This is a genomic window from Allorhizobium sp. NPDC080224, assembly GCF_050281005.1.
Taxonomy (GTDB): Bacteria; Pseudomonadota; Alphaproteobacteria; order Rhizobiales; family Rhizobiaceae; genus Allorhizobium.
The window spans coordinates 2,782,032-2,802,223 of the sequence record NZ_JBNNWJ010000001.1 but is presented as its reverse complement, the minus strand read 5'-3'; the positions used below and the strand labels follow the sequence as shown (position 1 = coordinate 2,802,223).

Genomic DNA, 20,192 nt, shown 5'->3' with positions numbered 1-20,192 from the left:
AGATCCTCGGGACATGGGCCTGGCCCGAGGATGAGGGCAGCGGGCGTTGGTGGACACAAGAAAAACCCCGCCAGATCGCTCCGGCGGGGTCATCATTCCCTCAATCCTCAAGCGCTTACCCGCGCTCTCAGAATTCCACGGCCCGATCGCCATCTTCGTCCTGAATGCGCGTCGGCAGGCCGATCTTGTTCAGGAGGTTGATGAAGGGCTTGGGCGGCAGTTCTTCGACGTTGGCCATCTTCTTCACGTCCCATTCGCCCGTGGCGACGAGCATCGCGGCTGCGACCGGGGGGACGCCGGCGGTGTAGGAGATGCCTTGGCTGCCCACTTCGTTATAGGCTTCCTTGTGGTCGGCGACGTTGTAGAGAAAGACGGTCTTTTCCTTGCCGTCCTTCAAACCCTTCACGTAATCGCCGATGCAGGTCTTGCCTTCGTAGTTGGGCGCAAGCGAGGCCGGATCCGGCAGGCAGGCCTTGACGACCTTGAGCGGCACAACTTCGGAGCCGTCGGCGAGCTTGACCGGCTGTTCGGAGAGCAGACCGATCGACTTCAGGACGGTGAAGACGTTGATGTAGTGATCGCCGAAGCCCATCCAGAAGCGCACGTCTGCGCCGTCCATGTTCTTGGCCAATGAGTGCACTTCGTCATGGCCGCAGAGATAGGCGCGGCGGGTGCCGACGACCGGCAGGTCGTAGTCCTTGCCGATCTCGAACATCTTGTTGACCTTCCATTCGCCGCCCTGCCAGGAATAGACGACGCCGGTGAATTCGCGGAAATTGATTTCCGGGTCGAAGTTGGTGGCGAAGTATTTGCCGTGGCTGCCGGCATTGATGTCGACGATGTCGACGTCGGTCACCTTGTCGAGATATTCGTCCTTGGCGAGACGCGCATAGGCGTTGACCACGCCCGGATCGAAGCCGGCGCCGAGGATGGCGGTGATACCCTTTTCAGCGCATTCTTCCGCACGCTTCCACTCGTAGTTTCCGTACCACGGCGGTGTCTCGCAGATCTTGTTCGGCTCTTCATGGATCGCGGTGTCGATATAGGCGACGCCGGTGTCCATGCAGGCGCGCAGCACCGACATGTTGAGGAAGGCGGTGCCGACATTGATGACGATCTGAGTACCAAGCTTCTTGATCAGCGCCTTGGTGGCTTCGATGTCGAGGGCGTCGAGCGCATGGGCTTCGAGAACGCCTTCCTGCTTCATCGCCTTCTTTTCATGAACCGAAGCGATGATGGCGTCGCACTTCGCCTTGGTGCGCGAGGCGATATGGATGTCGCCGAGCACGTCATTGTTCTGCGCACACTTGTGGGCGACCACCTGGGCGACGCCGCCGGCGCCGATGATGAGCACGTTCTTCTTCATAATGGGACCAACTCCTATGTCCAATCGTCAGAACCTGGGCTTGAAGGATTTCAAGACAGGCTTTGTTCGTAGTCCGTGTAGTCGAACTCACGGACCGTCCTGAGGCTGCCATCCAGTTCGCGGATGGCGATTGCCGGCATTTGCACGCCGTTAAACCAGTTTTTCTTGACCATCGTGTAGCCGGCGGTGTCCTGCAGCGAGATGCGGTCGCCGATGTTCAATTCTGCTTCAAAATTGAACTCGCCGAAGATATCGCCCGCGAGGCAGGACTTGCCGCAGACCTGGTACCGGTGCGGTCCCTGGTTGGGGTGGACCTTCGCGCTTTCCCGGTAGATCAGGAGATCGAGGAGATGCGCTTCGATGGACGAATCCACCACGACAAGATCCTTGCCGTTGTAAAGCTTGTCGAGCACGGTGACTTCGAGCGTGGTCGACTTGGTGATCGAGGCTTCGCCGGGCTCCAGAAAGACCTGGACGCCGAACTCGCCGGAGAAACGCTTCAGGCGCTCGGCGAACTTCTTCAGCGGATAGTCTTCGCCGGTGAAATGAATGCCGCCGCCTAGGCTGACCCAGTCGGCCTTCTTCAACAGGGGGCCGAATTTCTGTTCGATGTCGCCGAGCATGCGGTCGAAGAGGTCGAAATCGCCGTTTTCGCAGTTGTTGTGGATCATGAAGCCGGAGATCATGTCCACGACCGGCTCGACCTTTTTCAGATCCCATTCGCCCAGCCGCGAGAAGGGACGCGCGGGGTCGGCAAGATCGAAGCTTGAGGAAGAGACGCCGGGGTTCAGCCGCAGGCCGCGGATGATGCCTGCGGACTGGCTCTCGAAGCGGGTCAACTGGCCGATCGAATTGAAGATGATCTTGTCGGCGTGCGACACGACTTCGTCGATCTCGTAATCGGCGTAAGCCACGGAATAGGCGTGCGTCTCCTTGCCGAAACGCTCATGGCCGAGGCGGACTTCATTGAGCGACGAGGAGGTCGTGCCGTCCATATAGTCGCGCATGAAATCGAAGACAGACCAGGTGGCGAAGCATTTCAGCGCCAGAAGCGCCTTCGCGCCGGAGAGTTCGCGCAATGTCGCGATCTTCTCCATGTTCTGGAGCAGCTTGGACTTGTCGATCAGGTAATAAGGAGTCTGGATCAAGGCTCTATCCTTCGTGAACCCAGCCATATCTGGCGGAAGTGAACGGGACGCCCCGAATGCGTCGGAGGGGTCCCATAGGCAAAAGGGGGTCAAAAGGCAAGCGGAAGCTCGGCTTTTCAAGAGTCGTGCCACCGGGATGCCCGAACAAGGTGAAACCTGCATGACACGGTTCGGCGGAGTTGACAGGTTCAAGGGCGCAGCTGCCGGGGCGGTGTTGCCACAACCGTCGACCGCTCGTCTGCGGGCGTACCGCAGGTGGCGTCATGCGGCTTGCATTTCAAGCGGCGTACGTCGAATGCTCGCAGCTTTCACCCTTCCTTGTCCCGTTCGGATCCTACCATGCTCAAAGATTTTTCCCCCCAGGCCGCCTTCATGGGCGTGCTCGTCGCCTTTGTCGGTTTTGCCAGTTCATTTGCCGTGGTGCTTCAGGGGTTGAAAGGCGTCGGCGCGACGGACTATGAGGCGGCCTCCGGGTTGATGGCGCTGTCGGTCGCCATGGGGATCTGCGGGATCGTCTTGAGTGTCTGGACAAAGCTGCCGGTCTCTGTCGCCTGGTCGACGCCGGGTGCTGCGCTGATGGTGACGGCGGGAATTCCTGTCGGCGGGTTTCCGGCGGCGGTCGGGGCGTTTCTGGTCTGTGCGGCGCTGATCGTGCTCGCCGGCCTCATTCGGCCCTTCGGGCGGGCGGTTGCCGCCATTCCGGCGCCGATTGCCAATGCCATGCTGGCGGGCGTGATCCTCAATCTCTGCTTTGCACCGTTCCAGGCGGTCGCCTTTGATGGGGCCCTCGGACTGCCGATCCTGGTCGTCTGGGCGGTGGTTGCGGCCTTCAAGCGGCTCTATGCGGTGCCGGCTGCATTGCTTGCTTTCGTCGTGGTGATCGTCTTCGGGGTCGACCTGCCTCATGGCGCCATGGCCAGCTGGGCGGCGTCGCTCGCGCCGCCGGTGGAGTTCGTAGCTCCGGCGTTTACGCTGCCGGCGCTGATCTCGATTGCCCTGCCGCTCTTCATCGTCACCATGGCCTCGCAGAACATTCCGGGGATCGCGATCCTCAAGGTCAATAAGTACGAGCCGCAGCCTGGGCCGATGTTCGCGGTCACAGGCTTGTTCTCGGCGCTGTCGGCGCCCTTCGGCGGGCATGCGGTCAATCTTGCGGCGATCACGGCGGCGATGTGCGCAGGCGAGGATGCGCATCCCGATCCTGCCAGGCGCTATTGGTCTGCGATCATCGCTGGCATCGGCTATGTTCTGCTCGGCCTGACTGCCGGCGCCGTGACCGCCTTCGTGGCGCTCGCGCCGCCGATCCTCATCCAGGCGGTGGCGGGGCTGGCGCTGATCGGGGCGTTTTCGGGCTCTGCGGTCGCAGCGTTTCAGTTGCCGGAGACGCGGGAGGCGGCTGCGGTGACCTTCTTGGTGACGGCGTCGGGGATTTCCATTCTGGGGATTTCAGGCGCGTTCTGGGGGCTGATCGCGGGGGTGGCCATGCTGGGGCTGGTGAAGCTCGCCAGAGTTCGCGCGTGAGGCGGATACGGATCAGGGCGATCGTCCTTGCCCTGGCTGCCGGTCTCTTCGGCTTCGTTTTCTACACCCGCTACTGGATCTGGCGCGACTGTATCGCGGTAGCGCAGTCGAGTTGCGTGACGTCTGATGGCAGCAATGTCACCGATGGTGGAATGGTCTGGGGCATGATCGCGCTCGGCTTCCTGGCCGCGGCCTTTATCGTGCAGTTCGGGCGTCGGTGAGCGAGGTGTGTCGGATCTGGTGAAACCGCTCTCGAGGTAAGCTGTTTTCGCGATGGGTTCGCAAAGGCTTCGAACAGCCCCCGAAGTCAGCTGCCGAATAACACCCTTGCGCGATTCAATTCATCGCGTTATTCCTGATCCCATGAATACCAACGGCACGACTATTGCTGCGACAGACATGACGGCCCGCACTGCGGCCGGCTTCGTCGCGTCTGTGCCAAACTCGCTTCTTCTTCTCGGCCTTATCCGCGGTTGCCGGGTCCATTGAGGAGCGCCCGGCGGCCGGGTCAGCCGTTTGGCGATTGCTCCTCGAATTTCCCTTTGTAATGCAATCCATCCTTTGAATAGGGCCTGTTCGGACGTGCCAAAGCTCCGCTGATTTGTTATCAGCCACGGCAGCCGCCAGGGACGAGAAGAGACCAACACAATGATTTTGAAGACCCATACCGTGAAGCAGGGCATGCCGGACGCTTCGCAGAAGTACCGCCCCTATCCGCAGATCGATATTGCCGACCGCACATGGCCGTCGAAAGTGATCGACAAGGCGCCGATCTGGTGCTCGGTCGACCTGCGCGACGGCAACCAGTCGCTGGTCAACCCGATGGGCCATGACCGCAAGGCGCGCATGTTCCAGCTCTTGCTCGACATGGGCTTCAAGGAAATCGAGATCGGTTTCCCGTCGGCTTCCCAGACCGATTTCGACTTTGCCCGTTGGTGCGTGGAAGAGGGCGGTGTTCCCGCCGATGTCTCCCTGCAGGTGCTGGTACAGTGCCGCCCTGAGCTGATCACGCGGACCTTCGAGGCGCTGGAAGGGGCCACGAACCCGATCATCCATTTCTACAACTCGACCTCCGAACTGCAGCGTCGCGTGGTGTTCGGCAAGGATGTGGCCGGCATCAAGCAGATCGCCGTCGATGCGGCGAAGATGATCATGGATATGGCGGCCAAGGCCGGTGGCGGCTATCGCTTCGAATATTCGCCTGAGAGCTTTACCGGCACCGAGCTGGAAGTGGCCTTGGAGATCTGCAATGCCGTCATCGCCGAAGTGAAGCCGACCGCCGACAACAAGCTGATCCTCAATCTGCCGTCGACCGTCGAGATGTCGACGCCCAACATCTATGCCGACCAGATCGAGTGGATGTGCCGCAATATCGACAACCGCGAGAATGTGCTGATCTCGCTGCATCCGCACAATGACCGGGGCACCGGGATTGCTGCCACCGAGCTCGGTCTGATGGCGGGCGCGGACCGTGTCGAGGGCACGCTGTTCGGCAATGGCGAGCGCACCGGCAATGTCGACATCGTCACCCTGGCGCTGAACATGTATACGCAGGGCGTCGATCCGGAGCTGGACTGCTCCGATATCGAGCGGATCAAGGCCGTCTACGAATATTCCAACGAGATGGTGATCCCTGAGCGCCACCCTTATGTCGGCGAACTGGTCTATACGGCCTTCTCCGGCTCGCATCAGGACGCGATCAACAAGGGCATGAAGGCGATCCGCCAGGCGAATTCGCCTGTCTGGGAGGTGCCTTACCTGCCGATCGACCCGCAGGATGTCGGCCGCACCTATGAGGCGATCATCCGAATCAACTCACAGTCGGGCAAGGGCGGCATCGCCTATATCCTGCAGGAAGACTATGGCATCAACCTGCCGCGCAACCTGCAGATCGAGTTTCGTGAGGATATCCAGCGGATCACCGACGAAGGCGGCAAGGAGCTGCCGTCGAAGGCGATCTATGAGCGCTTCATCGAGCGCTATGTCGACCAGACCGGCGCGCGGATCAAGTTCGTCGACCACCACACCTATCCGGCCGGCACAGATCAGAAGGGCATCCGCGTGGTTGCCGCTGAAATCACCGACAACGGTGAGACGAAGCGGATCGAGGGCAAGGGCACGGGACCGATCGACGGCTTCGTCAATGCACTCTCGACCTATCTCGGCATTGATCTCTCGGTGCAGGATTATTCCGAGCATTCGCTGCAGCATGGCTCGAATGCGGCGGCCATCGCCTATGTCGAGATGGCGCATTCCGGCGGCAAGCTCTTCGGAGCCGGCATCAACACCAATATCGTGACGGCCTCGCTGGAAGCGATCGTCTCGGCCGCCAACCGTGTGTTGGACGAGCAGAAGAAGGCCTGATGCCATGACGCTCTTCGCCGAGGTTCGACATTTGTCCTCGGCGAAGGCTCCGCTCGTGCTGCTGCATGGGTTTGGCGGCATTGGGTCTGCGTGGGCGCCGGTCATCGCGCGGCTTGATCCGGATCTGCCACTTCTCGTCTATGACCTGCCAGGGCATGGACACTCGCTCGATGCAGTGGGTGTCGGGCATGCCGGCGTCATGGCCAAGGCCATTCTCGATGATCTCGACAAACGCGGATTGTCGTTTTTCCATCTCTGTGGCCATTCCATGGGCGGAGCGATTGCCAGTTTGATCGCGCTCAGGGCGCGGGATCGGGTGGCATCCCTGACACTTGTGGCGCCTGGCGGCTTTGGTCCCGAGATCGATCATCAGGCCTTGCGGCGCTATGGCCTGGCCGTCGAAGTCGAGGAGTTGGCTGGCGGGTTGGCCGCGATGGCTGCCCAGGGCGTTGCGTTCGAGGCAGTGGGTCTCGACCTGCACGCGGCGGCTCGACGGAATGCCGGGGCAGCGGATCGACTGATGCAGATCGTCCAATCCTTCCTCGTGGAAACCGACGAACGGATTGGGCAGGGGACGCTGCCACTTTCCTCATTCTCCGATCTCGGCATTCCAACGCGGTTGCTCTGGGGAACGGCCGACCCGATTTTGCCGGTCGCGCAGGCCAAGAACATCTGGCAGGGGGCCGAGGTTGCTCTGATCGAAGGTGCCGGCCACATGCTGATCGACGAGGCGCCTGAACGGGTGGCCGCGGCCATCCGGGCGGCGATGGCTGAAGGCTAGGGGGTTAGCCGAGCAGTCTTTCGCTGTGGTCGAGCTTCAGCGGCGCATCCTCGCGCTCGATCTTGTAACGCTGCCAGTCGAGCTGCCAGTTTCCGGCTTCGCCATCGATGGAGAAGAGATTGTAGCCGGCGGCCGGTTTCTTGGCGCCAGGCCCCTGGCTTGCCGAGGCGATGCCGACGACGGGGACCTTCTTCTCGCGGTCTGTCAGCCAGTAGAGCGTATTCAAATGGGTGTGGCCGTGCAGCACGAGTTCGGCGCCGCCGGTGCGGATCGCGGCGGCAAAGCGGCGGATGCCGATCATGCGCTTGTGCTGGGCGGCGGCTCCGCGGATCGGCGGGTGATGGATCATCACCACGCGGAACAGGCCTTCCTCGCCGGCGGCCTTCAGGAGGGCGGCCGTCTCGCGGGCCTGCCGGCCGCTGAAATAGCCCTGGGCGGAAAAGGGTGGGGTGGCAATCGAGGTCGAGCAGCCGATCAGCGCGACGGGGCCGCGGCGGCGGATATAGGGAAAGAGCTTGTGGTCGTCCTGGTAGATCAGCGGGTCGTCGTCACCGCGCATGTAGTCGTACCAGGCCTGGACCGAGCGCTCGTGCGCGCCGGGCACATAGGCGTCGTGATTGCCCGGAACAACGGACGTGTCGAGCGGCGCGCCCGCTTCACTCAGCCATTCCGCGACAAGCTTCACCTCGAGCTTCGAGGCGAGGTTCACCAGATCGCCTGTGATCGCCAGATGATCGGGATTTTCGGCACGCAGGCCGTCCAGAACCATTTCCAGTGCATTGGGAAAAAGATGCTTGCGACGGTTGCGGTGCCAGTTCACATAGCCCGTAATACGCTTCGAGGCCAATTCCCGGATCGTCAGGTTCGGCAGCGGGCCGAGATGCACGTCGGAGATGTGGGCGAGCTTGAACATGGCGCTTCTCTTAGCGGCGCTGAAACCGAGGGGCAAGGAAAATGAAGCCAGCAGGAGGCACCGTGCGGGGCGCCGATAGCGAAAGGCTCGGATGGCCCAAGAGGTTCCTCATTCGCCTTCTGCATGTCTATTTCGCCGTCAATCGCGGGATGACGCTCGGCGTTCGCGCGGCCTGTTTCGACGAGGCAGGACGGATCTTCCTCGTCCGGCACACCTATGTGCCAGGCTGGCATATGCCGGGTGGCGGGGTGGAGCGCGGCGAAACCGCGATGGAGGCGCTTTTGAAGGAAATGTGGGAAGAGGGCAATCTTGAAGCGGTCAACGAACCCGCGCTCTTTCATGTGTACTTCAACGCGCGCGTCAGCCGGCGCGATCACGTCCTGCTCTACCGCGTCAACGTGCGCCAGACCTCGGCCCGTCCGGCGGATCGGGAGATCGCCGAGGCGGGCTTTTTCGCCCTCGACGCACTGCCGGAGGGCGTGACCCAGGCTACACAGCTGCGGATCGCGGAACTGCGCGGGGAAATCGCCCCCGCGCATCACTGGTAGGCTCAGGCGCCAAGCGTTTCGCGGCCGTGGGGCGCCATCAGATTCTCGTCCGGGCCGACCGGGACGACGCCCGTCGGATTGATCATCGTGTGGCTGCGATAATAGTGATGCTTGATGTGGCGCATCTCGACCGTCTCGGCGATGCCCGGCGTCTGGTAGAGGTCGCGTAGATAGGCCGAGAGCGCCGGATAGTCCGCGATGCGGCGGATGTTGCACTTGAAGTGGCCGACATAGACGGGGTCGAAGCGCACCAGCGTGGTGAAGAGCCGCCAGTCGGCTTCCGTCATGCGCCTGCCGAAGAGGTAGCGCTGATCCGTCAGCCGCTTTTCCAGCCAGTCGAGCGTCTCGAACAGCGGATAGACGGCGCTTTCATAGGCATCCTGAGTGGTGGCAAAACCGGCCTTGTAGACGCCGTTGTTGACGGTGTCGTAAATGCGGGCGTTCACCTCGTCGATCTCCGCATGCAGATCTTCGGGATGCATGTCGAGGGTCGAGCCGGTCAGGACGTCGAAGGCCGAATTGAGCATGCGGATGATCTCGGAGGACTCGTTCGAGACGATCGTGCCCTGATGCTTGTCCCAGAGCACCGGGACCGTAACGCGACCTGAGAATTCCGGGTCAGCCTTGACATATACCTGCCAGAGATAGTCCGAGCCGAAGATATGGTCAGGCGTCGCGCCATCACGGTCATGAAATTCCCAGCCATTCTTCAGCATCAAGGGATCGACGACCGAGACTGAAATTAGGTCTTCGAGACCTTTCAGCTTGCGGAAGATCAGGGTGCGATGCGCCCAGGGGCAGGCATAGGAGGCATAGAGGTGGTATCGACCGGCCTCCGCCTTGAAGCCGCCCTTGCCCGACGGGCCGGCCGAGCCGTCTGCGGTTACCCAGTTGCGAAAGCTCGAATCGGCTCGCTTGAAATGCCCTGAGGTCGATTTCGTGTCGTACCAGACGTCCTGCCAGACGCCATCCACTAGTCTGCCCATGATCATTTCCTTCTGTTTTTCACTTGTCAGGCAAAATACGGCTGCTGGCTGCAATTGCGAGGGGCGATGGGTTGAACAGTGCGTTTTCCGTTGGACGGCGAGAAAATTTGCTGCTATCAGAACAAAACTGAAAATTTGAAGGCCCCGATGACCATCGCACGGAACCCACGACGACGCTGAAGCTCTCGAACGCACGAATTTCGTGCGCGTGAACCCTATTGCTGTCTGTCTATTGGTTTCGGTCATCCATGTTTCACTCCGGCCTTGTCTACCTCACCGAGGATGCGTCGCACGACGCTGTCATTGAACTCATCAACGAAGAAGCTTTTGGTCCTGGCCGGCACACCCGTGCGGCAGCGCGCATCCGCGAGCAGGGGCCACATGACCGGTCACTTTCCTTCATCTGCACCGACAATGGCGAGACGATCGCTTCCGTCCGCATGACGCCGGTTCTGGCCGGCGGCGTCCAAGGGCATCTGCTCGGACCGCTTGCTGTGCGTCCCTCCCACAAGAACCGGGGGATTGGCCGCGAACTCGTGCGGATCGCGATCGAGGCGGCGCGGCGGAAGGGCTCGGAAGGTGTCATTCTGATCGGTGATCCGCCCTATTACATGCCGCTCGGCTTCGAGAAGGTCGCCTACCAAGCGCTCGACTTTCCCGGTCCCGTCGATCCAAACCGTGTGTTGGTCGTGCCTTTGGCCGACGACGTGCATGACCGGTTGAAGGGTGTGATCGCCTGGCGGGACTGCGGGGCGAAGATGCCTGCGGCGGCCGACGAGGCCCCGGATCGCGCCTATGCTTCGGCGTGAGACGTGTCCTCAAGCGCTTCGCCGAAGCGCTTGATCAGCCAGCAGATATCGTAGCCCTTGGCGAAATCCTCGATGCGGCCGAAAACATGGTAGCCGGCACGCTCATAGGCGCGGCAGGCGACCGGGTTGATCGTGTCGATGTAAGCGCCGATGCAGCCGCGGGCCCTCGCTTCCTCCTCAGCTCGTGCCAGTAGCGCCCCGGCTATGCCCTGACCGCGCAGGCGCTCGGGAACTGCAAGCAGCTCCACAAACAGCCAGCCCCGGCCCGTGTAGCCGACGAGGCCACCGTCGACCGTGCCGTCATCGGCGGTGATCGGGATGTAGATGTCTTTTCTATCCGTTGCGCCAAGCAGCGTTCCGTTGTGCGCCTTGATACTGGCGAGGATGGAATCGCGGGCGGATTCGGGAACGGTGTCCGAGAGGGTGAGGGGTATCGTCATGCCTTGCAGTGTTCCGCTTTACCCGGGGATTGTCGAGAGCGGGTCCTCGAAATTCCTGAGGAACCCTTCGGTGCAGCGCGTGTTGGGCAGGCATCAACAGATGGCAATGAGGAGGCCCGGATGCGCGCACTGGTATGGCACGGCAAGGAAGATATCCGATGTGATCGGGTGTCGGACCCCGAAATCGAGGATCCGCGCGATGCGATCATCAAGGTGACAAGCTGTGCGATCTGCGGCTCGGACCTGCATCTCTTCCACAATTTCGTACCCGCGATGATGCCGGGCGACATCATGGGCCATGAGACCATGGGCGAGGTCGTTGAGACCGGTTCGGGCATGAACGGCAAGCTGAAGAAGGGCGACCGTGTGGTCATTCCCTTCACCATCACCTGCGGCGAGTGCGAGCAGTGTCAGCGCGGTAATTTCTCGGTCTGTGAGCGCTCGAACCGGAAGAAGGAACTCGCGGAAAAAGCCTTCGGGCGGACCACCGCGGGGCTGTTCGGCTATTCGCACCTGACCGGTGGTTATCCGGGTGGCCAGGCCGAATATCTGCGCGTCCCCTTTGCCGACAGCACGCATATCAAGGTGCCCGACGGCATGAGCGACGAGCAGGCGCTCTTCCTCAGCGACATTCTACCAACCGGCTGGCAGGCCGCCGTGCAATGCGAGATCGAGCCTACCGACACCGTGGTCGTCTGGGGCTGCGGGCCTGTCGGACAGATGGCAATCCGCAGCGCCGTTCTCCTGGGCGCAGCCCAGGTCGTGGCGATCGATTATCTGCCGGAGCGGCTTTCCATGGCGGAAGCTGGCGGCGCAATTCCTGTCAACTTCAAGGAGGAGAGCGTCATCGACCGGATTGACGAACTCACCAGGGGCAAGGGGCCGGAGAAATGCATCGACGCCGTCGGCATGGAGAGCCATGTCTCGGTGAGCCACCCTGACAGTCTGATGGACCGGGCCAAGCAGATGATGCTGATGGAAAACGATCGGCCGCATGTGCTGCGCGAGATGATCTATGTCTGCCGGCCGGGCGGGATCATCTCGATTCCCGGCGTCTATAGCGGGCTCGTCGACAAGGTCCCGATGGGCATGGCGATGAACAAGGGACTGACCTTCCGCATGGGGCAGACGCATGTCAAACGCTGGACGGACGATCTCCTGCGCCGCATCGAAGAGGGCGAACTCGATCCATCCTTCGTCATCACCCACACCGTCGGGCTCGAGGACGGGCCGGAGATGTACAAGGTGTTTCGCGACAAGCAGGACAGCTGCATCAAGGTCGTGCTCAAGCCCTAACCGGAGGTATCGTCATGAATTTTCTCAGCACACTCAAGCGTTCGAAGAGCGATCCTAAGGTTCTCGAAACAGGACCGAGCTCGTTTTCATCGTCCGACCGCCTGGCTCGCAATCTCGGCTGGTTCAGCATCGGGCTCGGTGTCGTCCAGCTGTTCGGCGCGCACCGGATCACACGGGCACTCGGCATGGAGGGTCAGGAGGTGGCGGTCAGGGCCTATGGCCTGCGCGAGATCGGCTCGGGCATGATGACGCTCTCTGTCGACAAGGAGGTGGGGCTTGCCAGCCGCATTGCCGGCGACGGGCTCGACATCGTTGCACTGGGATCCGCGATGCACCCCGATAATCCCAAGCAGGACAATGTGGCGATCGCGCTTGTGATGGTCGCGGGCGTGACCCTGCTCGATTTCATTGCTGCAGGGGCTTCGACAGGGCGGCACATGCGTCGTGGCGAGGTGCGGGATTTCGGTGACCGAAGCGGGTTTCCGAAGGGTGTCGCGGCATCGCGCGGGCTGGCCAAGGAGAAGGCCAAGGCGTTGATGGGGTGAGGGGAGCGCGTAGCGTCGGCGGGAAGAACCTTATAGGCTCACTGCTTAGTCGAACAGTACGAGCCCATACCAGAGAATGCAGCCCATACCCACGCTCACAACCTCACGTCTCACCTTGCGTCCCATGCGCTTCGATGACTGGCCGGCGTACCGGCAGCTGATGGCGTCGGAGCGGGCGCAGTTCATGGGCGGGCCGTTTTCTGAGGCTGCAGCCTGGGGTATGTTCTGCAGCGATCATGCGCAGTGGGATCTGTTTGGCTGCGGGGCGCTGATGATCGAGGATCTGGCCAGTGGCGCATGCGTCGGTCAGGTGGGGATCAATGCGTGGCCGCTGTTCCCGGAGTTCGAGCTCGGCTGGTTCGTCTATCCGGAGTTCGAAGGGCGCGGCTATGCGCGGGAAGCTGCGGAGGCGATGCTTTCCTGGGCGCGGGACATTCGCAAACTGCCGAGCCTGGTGAGTTATGTCGATCCCGAAAATACGCGGTCGGCTGGGCTTGCCCTTCGGCTCGGTGCGGTCCTTGACCCCAGCGCAGAACGGCCAGCGCCAGAGGACCTCGTCTATCGACACTATCCCCGGTTTTCCGCCTGACACGGCACTTTCTTCATCTGAAGCGCCTTACCGGCCCTCGCGCCACCACATGGCGGATACCGCGATCAGCAGGATGCCGAGACCGGCAAATCCTGCAAACAGGGGCAGCGTATTGACGCCCTTGAGCACGGTTTCGTCGGTCAGCTTGATCAGCATGCGGCGATCGTCGGCGACGCGGACTTCGCCGCGCACGGGCAGGATGTCGGGAATGCGCACGGTCTCATCGCCGTCGTCGAGGCGGGCGGTGAGGCCACGGGTTTCCTGGCTGATCGGGGCGAGCGTGTCGGTCGTCGAGATCATCGCGCGGAATTCGGGCGCATCGACGGCGCCGACATGCACGAGGGTCGAGAAGTCACCATTGGTGATGGTGAAGAGGCCGGTCTCTGTCATGCGGCTCTCGCCGCGATAGAGGCCGGGCTGGATTTCGTTCAGGTTTAGCGCGATCGTCTCACCCGAGGGCGTGGTGATCGTCGCGGGGCCGGGGGCGTCGCCGATGGTCTGGCGGGTCACCTCCAACGTGCGGCCGGTAGCGCGGGCTTTGAGCGCCTCTTCCTCGAGTTCCGGCTCCTTCATCAGCCAGTGAGCGATGCGGCGATAGAGCGAGACATGCGGGCCGCCGCCTTCGAAGCCGCGGGCCCAGAGCCAGCCCTGATCGGAGAGCAGCATGGCAACGCGGCCCTCATTGGCGCGGTTCAGCACCAGCAGAGGACGGTCGCCGTCGCCGGTCATGACGGTTTCGCCGTCGGTACGTCCGACATCGACGCTGCGGAACCAGCGCCCCCATTGCGGCGGCTCGACGGCCGAGCCATCAAGGCCACGGGTGACGGGGTGCCGCTTGCCCTGTTCCGACAGGCGCGGATAGAAGCCGGCCTGATGGACATCGCCGGTTGGCGTGGCCGGAAGCACTGACTCGAGCGGCGTGAGGGCGATCGAATCCTGGCCGGCATGTTCGGGGCCAGCTGCGATCAGCAGCGCGCCGCCATTCCTCACATATTCGGCGATGTAGTCGTAATAGAGAATCGGCAATACGCCGCGATGCTGGTAGCGGTCGAAGATGATCAGGTCGAAATCGTTGATTTTTTCGACGAAGAGCTCGCGGGTCGGGAAGGCGATCAGCGAGAGCTCATTGATCGGCGTGCCGTCCTGCTTTTCCGGCGGACGCAGGATGGTGAAGTGGACGAGGTCGACCGAGGCGTCTGACTTCAAGAGGTTGCGCCAGGCACGCTCGCCGGCATGGGGTTCGCCCGAGACGAGTAACACGCGCAGGTTCTGGCGGATGCCCTCGATCAGGTGGATAGCGCGATTGTTGACGTCGGTGACTTCGCCCGGTGTCGCTGCGACCGAGAATTCCAGGACATTGTTGCCGCCGCGGGGGACGCGGAAGGCAAAGGAGGTCTCGGCGCCGGGGACAGCTGGCACGGTGCCGAGGTCTTCGCCGTTCATTCTGACCGAAACGTCGGCCGGCTGGTTGGAGGCCTCACCATCGTCGAAGACGCGGAAGGTGAGTTCCTGTTCCTCGTCGACGATGCCGAATCGCGGTGCGCGCAGGACCTCGATGCGGCGGTCGAATTCGTCGGCCTTGCCCGTGATCAGGGAATGCACCGGTGCGTCGAAGGGGAGCGCCTGGTTTTCGGCCGGGATATCATGCACCTGGCCGTCGGTGACGAAGATTGCGCCACCGACACGGGCGGGGGGAACATCCGTCGTTGCCGCAGCCAGCGCTTCGAAGAGCTTGGTGGAGGGGGCGTCGCTGTCGCCGGGATCGGTCACCTCGACGATGCGCGGTTCGATATTGGGGAAACGGCCGAGGCGGTCGCGGATGCCCTGAAGCGCCTGATCGGTTTCCTCGGCGCGGCCGGCGATCTGCTGGCTCTGGCTGCGGTCGACGATGACGGGCACGACCGTGGTCAGCGGATCGCGCTCTTCCTGCAGGAGAAGCGGGTTCGCGAGGGCTGCGAGTACGGCGATCGAGGCGGCAAGCCGGATGGCCGTGCCGCGGACGCCGCGCAGGAAGCCGAGGGCGGAGAGCACCACGGCGAGCACGGCAAGTGTGGCAATGGCGATCCAGGGGATGAAGGGGGCGAATTCGAGCGTCATGGCCTCACTGCCCCAGTCGTTCGAGCAAAGCAGGCACGTGGACCTGGTCTGCCTTGTAGTTGCCGGTCAGCATATACATCATGATGTTAACGCCCGAGCGGAAGGACATTTCGCGCTGCATTTCGTCGGCGGGGACGACGGGAAGCACGCTTGCGCCATTCGCATCGACCGCCCAGGCGCCCATGAGATCGTTGCCGGTGATCATGATCGGGGTCACGCCATCGCCGGAGGAGGCAACGCCGCTGTTGCTGGAGAGCGCCTCCTGACGGGCCTCGACCCAGAGCGGGCTGCCGCTGTAGCGGCCGGGAAAGCCCTGCAGCAGGTAGAAGGCACGCGTCAGCACGTGATCTGAAGGCACCGGCTCTAGCGGCGGGATATCGATATTAGCGAGGATCGCCTGCAGACGCTCGCCGTTTGGCGAGGCGCCGACTTCGTTGCCCAGTGTCGAGCCCTGGTCACGCGTATCGAAGAGCACGGTGCCGCCTGATCGCATATAGGCGTCGATGCGACTGATCGCGGCGGCCGAAGGCATGGGCGCGGAGGCGGAAATCGGCCAGAAAATGATCGGGTAGAAGGAGAGTTCATCCTTCGAGATGTCGACGCCAACTGGCGGCGCGGGTTCGAGCGTCGTGCGATAGGTGAGGAAGTCCGTGAGGCCCGCGAGCCCTTGTTCGGACAAGCGGTCGACCTCCGCGTCGCCGGTGATGACATAGGCGAGGTGGGTGTTGTCGAGGCGCTCCAGGATCTGTTCGTCTCCGGGCTTGGTATCGGCCGACTGAGCCAGCGCCTGACCGGGGGTGGTGGAGATACCGAAGGCGAAAGCGAGGGCCAGGATCGAGGCGGCAGCGGCGGGCGCGCGCTGCGGCATGCGCGAGAAGGCGCCGCCCATGAAGAGCACGATCAGGCTGTCGATAACGAGGAGCAGGAAGGCAAGCGTCAACAGGCTCGGCTTCAGCGGCGTGGCAGCGGTGCCGGCCATAGGGTCTCGGGCGACGTTGAGACCTGCTGGCGAGGGGAGCGGGCGCAGTGTGGCGTCGGATGGCAGGAGGTTGAGGGCGGTGAAGCCGTCTTCCGTGCCGTAGAGGCCGGGCGGGTTGTCGAAGGTTGCGGCTTCGGGACGTTCCGGGCCGAGCGAGAGCGGCTTGGCGGTCCCGGCTTCCGTCGTCAGCGCACCACGCTCGTTGAGCAGGCGGAAGGGCGGCAGCGAGGGGGCGGTCGCCTGGCCGGCTTGCGCTTCGGCTGCGCCAACGCGGGTGAGCTGGACGATACGGCGGAGCATTTCGACGAAGGTGCCGGAAATCGGCAGGTCCGACCAGGTGGCTTCGGCGCTGACATGGAAGAGTACGATGCGGCCGGCGCCGTCGTCTTCGACAGTGACGAGCGGCGTGCCGTCGGCAAGGCTTGCCCAGGTGCGGGCGGCGAGATCCGGGGTCGGTTCGGCGAGAACCTGGCGCTTGACGAGGATACCTTCGGGGCGCGGCATGCCGGCAAACGGGCCGAAGGTCGGGAAGTCGGCGAGCGGCTGCGGCTCGGCCCAGGAGAGCGCGCCGCCGAGCGCGCGTTCGCCCTGACGCAGGATGACCGGGACCAGCGGGTCGTCTGCGGGGGCTGCGGCCAAACGCGGACCGGCAAAGCGGATCAGCGTGCCGCCACGGTTGATCCAAGCTTGCAGCGGATCATAGACATCGGCCGGGAGACGGCCCACATCGGCGAGCACCAGAGCGGACGGGTTCTGGTTGAGGATCTCGGGGATGGCGACGGCGAGGTCGGTCTGGCCGGGCTTGACCACATCGGCATAGGGGCCGAGCGCGCGTTCAATGTAATATAGCGGCGAAAGCAGCGGCTGGAAGCCGTCTCCACTGTCGCCGGAAACAAGCGCGACCTTGCGGCGGCGGAAGCCGTCGTCGAGCAGGTGGGTGGCACCGGCCGAGGCAACACCTGCAATCGAGAGGCGGGCGAAATCATTGCGCAGCTCGAAGGGCGCGGCAATCTCGCCGGAGGCTTCAGCGGTGCCCGCTGCGAAATCGACCTGGCCAGAGGCGATGACGCGGCCCTGGCGGTCCTGGGCATCGACGATGAGGCTGCGAGGTTCCGAGGCGTTGAGGCGCGAGAGCGAGACAGTGAGTGCATCCGAGCCGTTGTTGGCGCCGGTGATGGCGACGCTCGTTGCGCCGTCGCCTTCGACGATGCGGAATTCTGCGGGCGAGAGGTCGGCGAGGTCTGACAGGAACGGATCTTCCGGATCGCGTGCGATGCCGTCGGAGACATAGGTCAGCGTGCCCGGGCGTTCTGAGGAGAAGGTGGTGCGCAGGGCTTCGATCGTCCTCGTGCGGTCCGGTCGAAGCGGATGCGGGGTGGCGGCTGCGAGTTTTTCGAGCGCGACGGCCGGCGTGCCGGGGATTGCGTCATGGGTCGCATCGGCGGTGAAGACGATGGAGACGGGCAGGCTGCGGTCGGCGGCGTCACCGATCAGCGCCGTTGCTGTCTCGACGCGGCGATCCCAGTCGCCGACGGTGGCCCAGCCGTTGTCAACGACAAGCAGCAGCGGGCGGTCGCCGGAAAGCGTCGCGTTGCGCGGATTGAGAACCGGGTCAGCGAGTGCGAAGATGACGATCGCGGCCATCAGCATGCGCAGGAGCGTCAGCCACCACGGGCTTTTCGAGGGCGTTTCCTCGCGCTTCAAGACACCGGCCAGGATCTTCAGTGGCGGGAAGACTTCCGCCTTGGGGCGCGGCGGCGTGAGCTTCAGGAGCCACCAGATCAATGGCAGGGCGAGCAGGGCGCCGAGAATGGCGGGAGCGCCGAAGGCGAGTGGCATACCGAACATCAGCCCGCACTCCTGTTGACGGCGGGCGGCATGCCCGACAGGTGCATGTGGACGGCGACGAGGGCCTCGGAGGCGAGGCGATCGGTGCGGTTATGAGTGAAGCTCCAGCCCATGCGGCGGAGCTGGTCGGACATGGTCTCGCGACGGGCGAGATAGGCCTGCTGATAGTCTTCGCGCAGCGTCTCAGCGCGGCCGGAGGTGAGCTTTTCGCCGGTTTCCGGATCGGTGAATTCGGTGCGGCCGGTATAAGGGAAGGTTTCTTCGGCGGGGTCTGCGACCTCGAGCACATGGCCGCGCAGGCCGCGGCGGGCTAGCGGCGTGATGCGCTCCATCACCCGGTCCGCATCGTCAAGAAAATCGCCGATCAGCACGATGTCGCTTGCGCCGCGGATCATACGGGTGTCGGGCAGGCCTTCGGTCGGCGGCGCATGCATGATAGCGGTGGCCAGTCGCTCGGCGGCGTTTCGGGCGGAGATCGGCTCCATGATGCCAGGGCAACCAATGCGTTCGCCGGAACGGGCGAGGATTTCGGCGAGGGCCAGCATCAGGACGAGGGCGCGGCTTTCCTTGGAGACAGAGGCCAGCGTCGACTTGTACATCATCGACGGCGACATATCAGCCCAGAGCCAGACCGTGTGGGCCGCTTCCCATTCGCGATCTCGGATATACATGTGGTCGTCGCGGGCCGAGCGGCGCCAGTCGATGCGCGAGAAGCTCTCGCCATCGGCATAGGGCCGGAACTGCCAGAAGTTTTCCCCGATGCCGCGCTTGCGGCGGCCATGCCAGCCGGCAATCACGGTATTGGCGATACGCTTTGCCTCGACCATGCAGTCAGGCACGAGCACGGCGCGCTGGCGCGCGCGCTTCAGCACTTCGCTGCCGGCGGTTTGCTCGACGATCTGGCCGATCGATGCCACGCGGTTAAGGCCTCCCTTACTTGCGCAGGTCGGAAACGAGACCCGCGATGACGTCGCGGACGGTCATGCCTTCGGCGCGGGCCGCAAAGGTCAGCGCCATGCGGTGTTCGAGCACGGGTTCGGCGAGTGCGTACACGTCGTCGATGGAGGGGGCGAGGCGTCCCTCATAGAGTGCGCGGGCGCGGGCGCAGAGCATCAGGGCCTGTCCGGCGCGGGGACCGGGACCCCAGGCGATGTTCTTGTCGGTCGTGTCGTTGCCGTGGCCCGGACGTGCCGAGCGAACGAGCGTCAAAATGGCGTCGACGACGGTGTCGGAGACCGGCATCTGGCGGATCAGCTTCTGGATCTCCAGCAGACGAGCGCTGTTGATGACTGCACTGGCGCGGCGGTCACCGACGCCTGTTGTCTCCAGCAGGATCTGCCGCTCTGCGGCAAGTTCCGGATAGAGAACGTCGACCTGCAGAAGGAAGCGGTCGAGCTGGGCTTCCGGCAGCGGGTAAGTGCCTTCCTGCTCCAGCGGGTTCTGGGTCGCGAGCACGTGGAAGGGGGCGGGCAGCTGATAGGGCTGGCCGGCGACGGTGACATGATATTCCTGCATGGACTGCAGAAGAGCGGACTGAGTGCGCGGGCTCGCGCGGTTGATCTCGTCGGCCATCAGCAACTGGGCAAAGACCGGACCCTTGACGAAGCGGAAGGAGCGACGCCCCGTTTCGTCCTGGTCCATGACCTCAGTGCCGATAATGTCCGAGGGCATCAGGTCCGGCGTGAACTGGATACGGTTGGCATCGAGGCCAAGGGCCGAGCCGAGCGTCGTCACCAGTTTGGTCTTGGCGAGACCGGGGACACCGACCAGAAGAGCATGGCCACCGGAGAGGATGGCGAGAAGGGTATTTTCGACGACCTTTTCCTGACCGAAGATGACCTTGGCCACTTCCTGGCGGATCGCCGCGATGTCCGCGAGCGCCTTTTCGGCTTCCGCGACGATCGCCTTCTCGTCCAGTGCAACATCGGGATTTGGCATCATGCCCATGGTCTGCTCCAATTG

At 63.2% G+C, this 20,192-nt stretch carries 18 protein-coding genes; 9 read left to right on the top strand and 9 right to left on the bottom strand.

What is annotated here, in order from left to right:
* Positions 1-127: 127 nt before the first annotated feature.
* Positions 128-1,366, bottom strand: coding sequence for a saccharopine dehydrogenase family protein (locus tag ACQKP1_RS13875; protein ID WP_427275689.1), 1,239 nt, complete (start codon positions 1,364-1,366; stop codon positions 128-130).
* A 50-nt stretch (positions 1,367-1,416) separates the two neighbouring features.
* Positions 1,417-2,514: a carboxynorspermidine decarboxylase gene (locus ACQKP1_RS13870; RefSeq protein WP_427275688.1), complete on the bottom strand. Its 1,098-nt coding sequence runs from the start codon at positions 2,512-2,514 to the stop codon at positions 1,417-1,419.
* Between the two features lie 339 nt (positions 2,515-2,853).
* Between ACQKP1_RS13870 and ACQKP1_RS13865 the strand changes: the two genes are divergently transcribed.
* The 4 genes from ACQKP1_RS13865 (at position 2,854) to ACQKP1_RS13850 (ending at position 7,180) form a co-directional block, all read left to right on the top strand.
* A complete protein-coding gene (locus tag ACQKP1_RS13865) occupies positions 2,854-4,035 on the top strand; it encodes a benzoate/H(+) symporter BenE family transporter (RefSeq protein ID WP_427275687.1) in 1,182 nt (393 codons plus the stop codon).
* The gene (locus ACQKP1_RS13860) at positions 4,032-4,256 is read left to right on the top strand and encodes a hypothetical protein (RefSeq protein ID WP_427275686.1); all 225 of its coding nucleotides are present in this window, start codon (positions 4,032-4,034) and stop codon (positions 4,254-4,256) included. The genes ACQKP1_RS13865 and ACQKP1_RS13860 overlap by 4 nt, the downstream gene beginning before the upstream one ends.
* A 427-nt stretch (positions 4,257-4,683) precedes the next feature.
* The gene (gene leuA, locus ACQKP1_RS13855; RefSeq protein WP_427275685.1) at positions 4,684-6,399 is read left to right on the top strand and encodes a 2-isopropylmalate synthase; all 1,716 of its coding nucleotides are present in this window, start codon (positions 4,684-4,686) and stop codon (positions 6,397-6,399) included.
* A gap of 4 nt (positions 6,400-6,403) precedes the next feature.
* A complete protein-coding gene (locus ACQKP1_RS13850) occupies positions 6,404-7,180 on the top strand; it encodes an alpha/beta fold hydrolase (RefSeq protein WP_427275684.1) in 777 nt (258 codons plus the stop codon).
* 4 nt (positions 7,181-7,184) lie between these two features.
* Here the strand turns inward: ACQKP1_RS13850 and ACQKP1_RS13845 are convergent, their stop codons facing one another.
* Positions 7,185-8,093: a metallophosphoesterase family protein gene (locus ACQKP1_RS13845; protein WP_427275683.1), complete on the bottom strand. Its 909-nt coding sequence runs from the start codon at positions 8,091-8,093 to the stop codon at positions 7,185-7,187.
* Positions 8,094-8,134: 41 nt separating this feature from the next.
* Here ACQKP1_RS13845 and ACQKP1_RS13840 point away from each other — a divergent pair, with 41 nt between their 5' ends.
* Positions 8,135-8,641: an NUDIX domain-containing protein gene (locus ACQKP1_RS13840; RefSeq protein WP_427275682.1), complete on the top strand. Its 507-nt coding sequence runs from the start codon at positions 8,135-8,137 to the stop codon at positions 8,639-8,641.
* A 2-nt stretch (positions 8,642-8,643) separates the two neighbouring features.
* Here ACQKP1_RS13840 and ACQKP1_RS13835 read toward each other — a convergent pair whose 3' ends face one another.
* A complete protein-coding gene (locus ACQKP1_RS13835; RefSeq protein ID WP_427275681.1) occupies positions 8,644-9,627 on the bottom strand; it encodes a glutathione S-transferase family protein in 984 nt (327 codons plus the stop codon).
* A 248-nt stretch (positions 9,628-9,875) separates the two neighbouring features.
* Here ACQKP1_RS13835 and ACQKP1_RS13830 point away from each other — a divergent pair, with 248 nt between their 5' ends.
* Positions 9,876-10,436: a GNAT family N-acetyltransferase gene (locus ACQKP1_RS13830; RefSeq protein ID WP_203016974.1), complete on the top strand. Its 561-nt coding sequence runs from the start codon at positions 9,876-9,878 to the stop codon at positions 10,434-10,436.
* On the opposite strand, the gene ACQKP1_RS13825 is transcribed toward ACQKP1_RS13830, so the two are convergent.
* Entirely contained in the window at positions 10,421-10,876 is a 456-nt protein-coding gene (locus ACQKP1_RS13825) for a GNAT family N-acetyltransferase (RefSeq protein ID WP_427275680.1), read from the bottom strand. The genes ACQKP1_RS13830 and ACQKP1_RS13825 overlap by 16 nt on opposite strands.
* Before the next feature lie 120 nt (positions 10,877-10,996).
* Here ACQKP1_RS13825 and ACQKP1_RS13820 point away from each other — a divergent pair, with 120 nt between their 5' ends.
* From ACQKP1_RS13820 to ACQKP1_RS13810, 3 genes are all read left to right on the top strand, one after another.
* Positions 10,997-12,172: a zinc-dependent alcohol dehydrogenase gene (locus ACQKP1_RS13820; RefSeq protein WP_427275679.1), complete on the top strand. Its 1,176-nt coding sequence runs from the start codon at positions 10,997-10,999 to the stop codon at positions 12,170-12,172.
* A 14-nt stretch (positions 12,173-12,186) separates the two neighbouring features.
* On the top strand, positions 12,187-12,717 hold the full coding sequence (locus ACQKP1_RS13815; protein ID WP_203016971.1) for a hypothetical protein: 531 nt from the start codon (positions 12,187-12,189) through the stop codon (positions 12,715-12,717).
* A gap of 76 nt (positions 12,718-12,793) precedes the next feature.
* Positions 12,794-13,306: a GNAT family N-acetyltransferase gene (locus tag ACQKP1_RS13810; protein ID WP_427275678.1), complete on the top strand. Its 513-nt coding sequence runs from the start codon at positions 12,794-12,796 to the stop codon at positions 13,304-13,306.
* A 27-nt stretch (positions 13,307-13,333) separates the two neighbouring features.
* Here ACQKP1_RS13810 and ACQKP1_RS13805 read toward each other — a convergent pair whose 3' ends face one another.
* Genes ACQKP1_RS13805 through ACQKP1_RS13790 form a run of 4 tightly spaced genes read right to left on the bottom strand, consistent with a single transcriptional unit; the run spans position 13,334 to position 20,177 of the window.
* A complete protein-coding gene (locus ACQKP1_RS13805; RefSeq protein WP_427275677.1) occupies positions 13,334-15,403 on the bottom strand; it encodes a hypothetical protein in 2,070 nt (689 codons plus the stop codon).
* Positions 15,404-15,407: 4 nt separating this feature from the next.
* A complete protein-coding gene (locus tag ACQKP1_RS13800; RefSeq protein ID WP_427275676.1) occupies positions 15,408-18,230 on the bottom strand; it encodes a DUF4159 domain-containing protein in 2,823 nt (940 codons plus the stop codon).
* Positions 18,230-19,147 (bottom strand): DUF58 domain-containing protein, encoded by a 918-nt coding sequence (locus ACQKP1_RS13795; protein ID WP_427275675.1) that lies wholly within the window; start codon positions 19,145-19,147, stop codon positions 18,230-18,232. The genes ACQKP1_RS13800 and ACQKP1_RS13795 overlap by 1 nt, the downstream gene beginning before the upstream one ends.
* Positions 19,148-19,163: 16 nt before the next feature.
* Positions 19,164-20,177 (bottom strand): AAA family ATPase, encoded by a 1,014-nt coding sequence (locus ACQKP1_RS13790; RefSeq protein ID WP_427275674.1) that lies wholly within the window; start codon positions 20,175-20,177, stop codon positions 19,164-19,166.
* Positions 20,178-20,192: the final 15 nt, after the last annotated feature.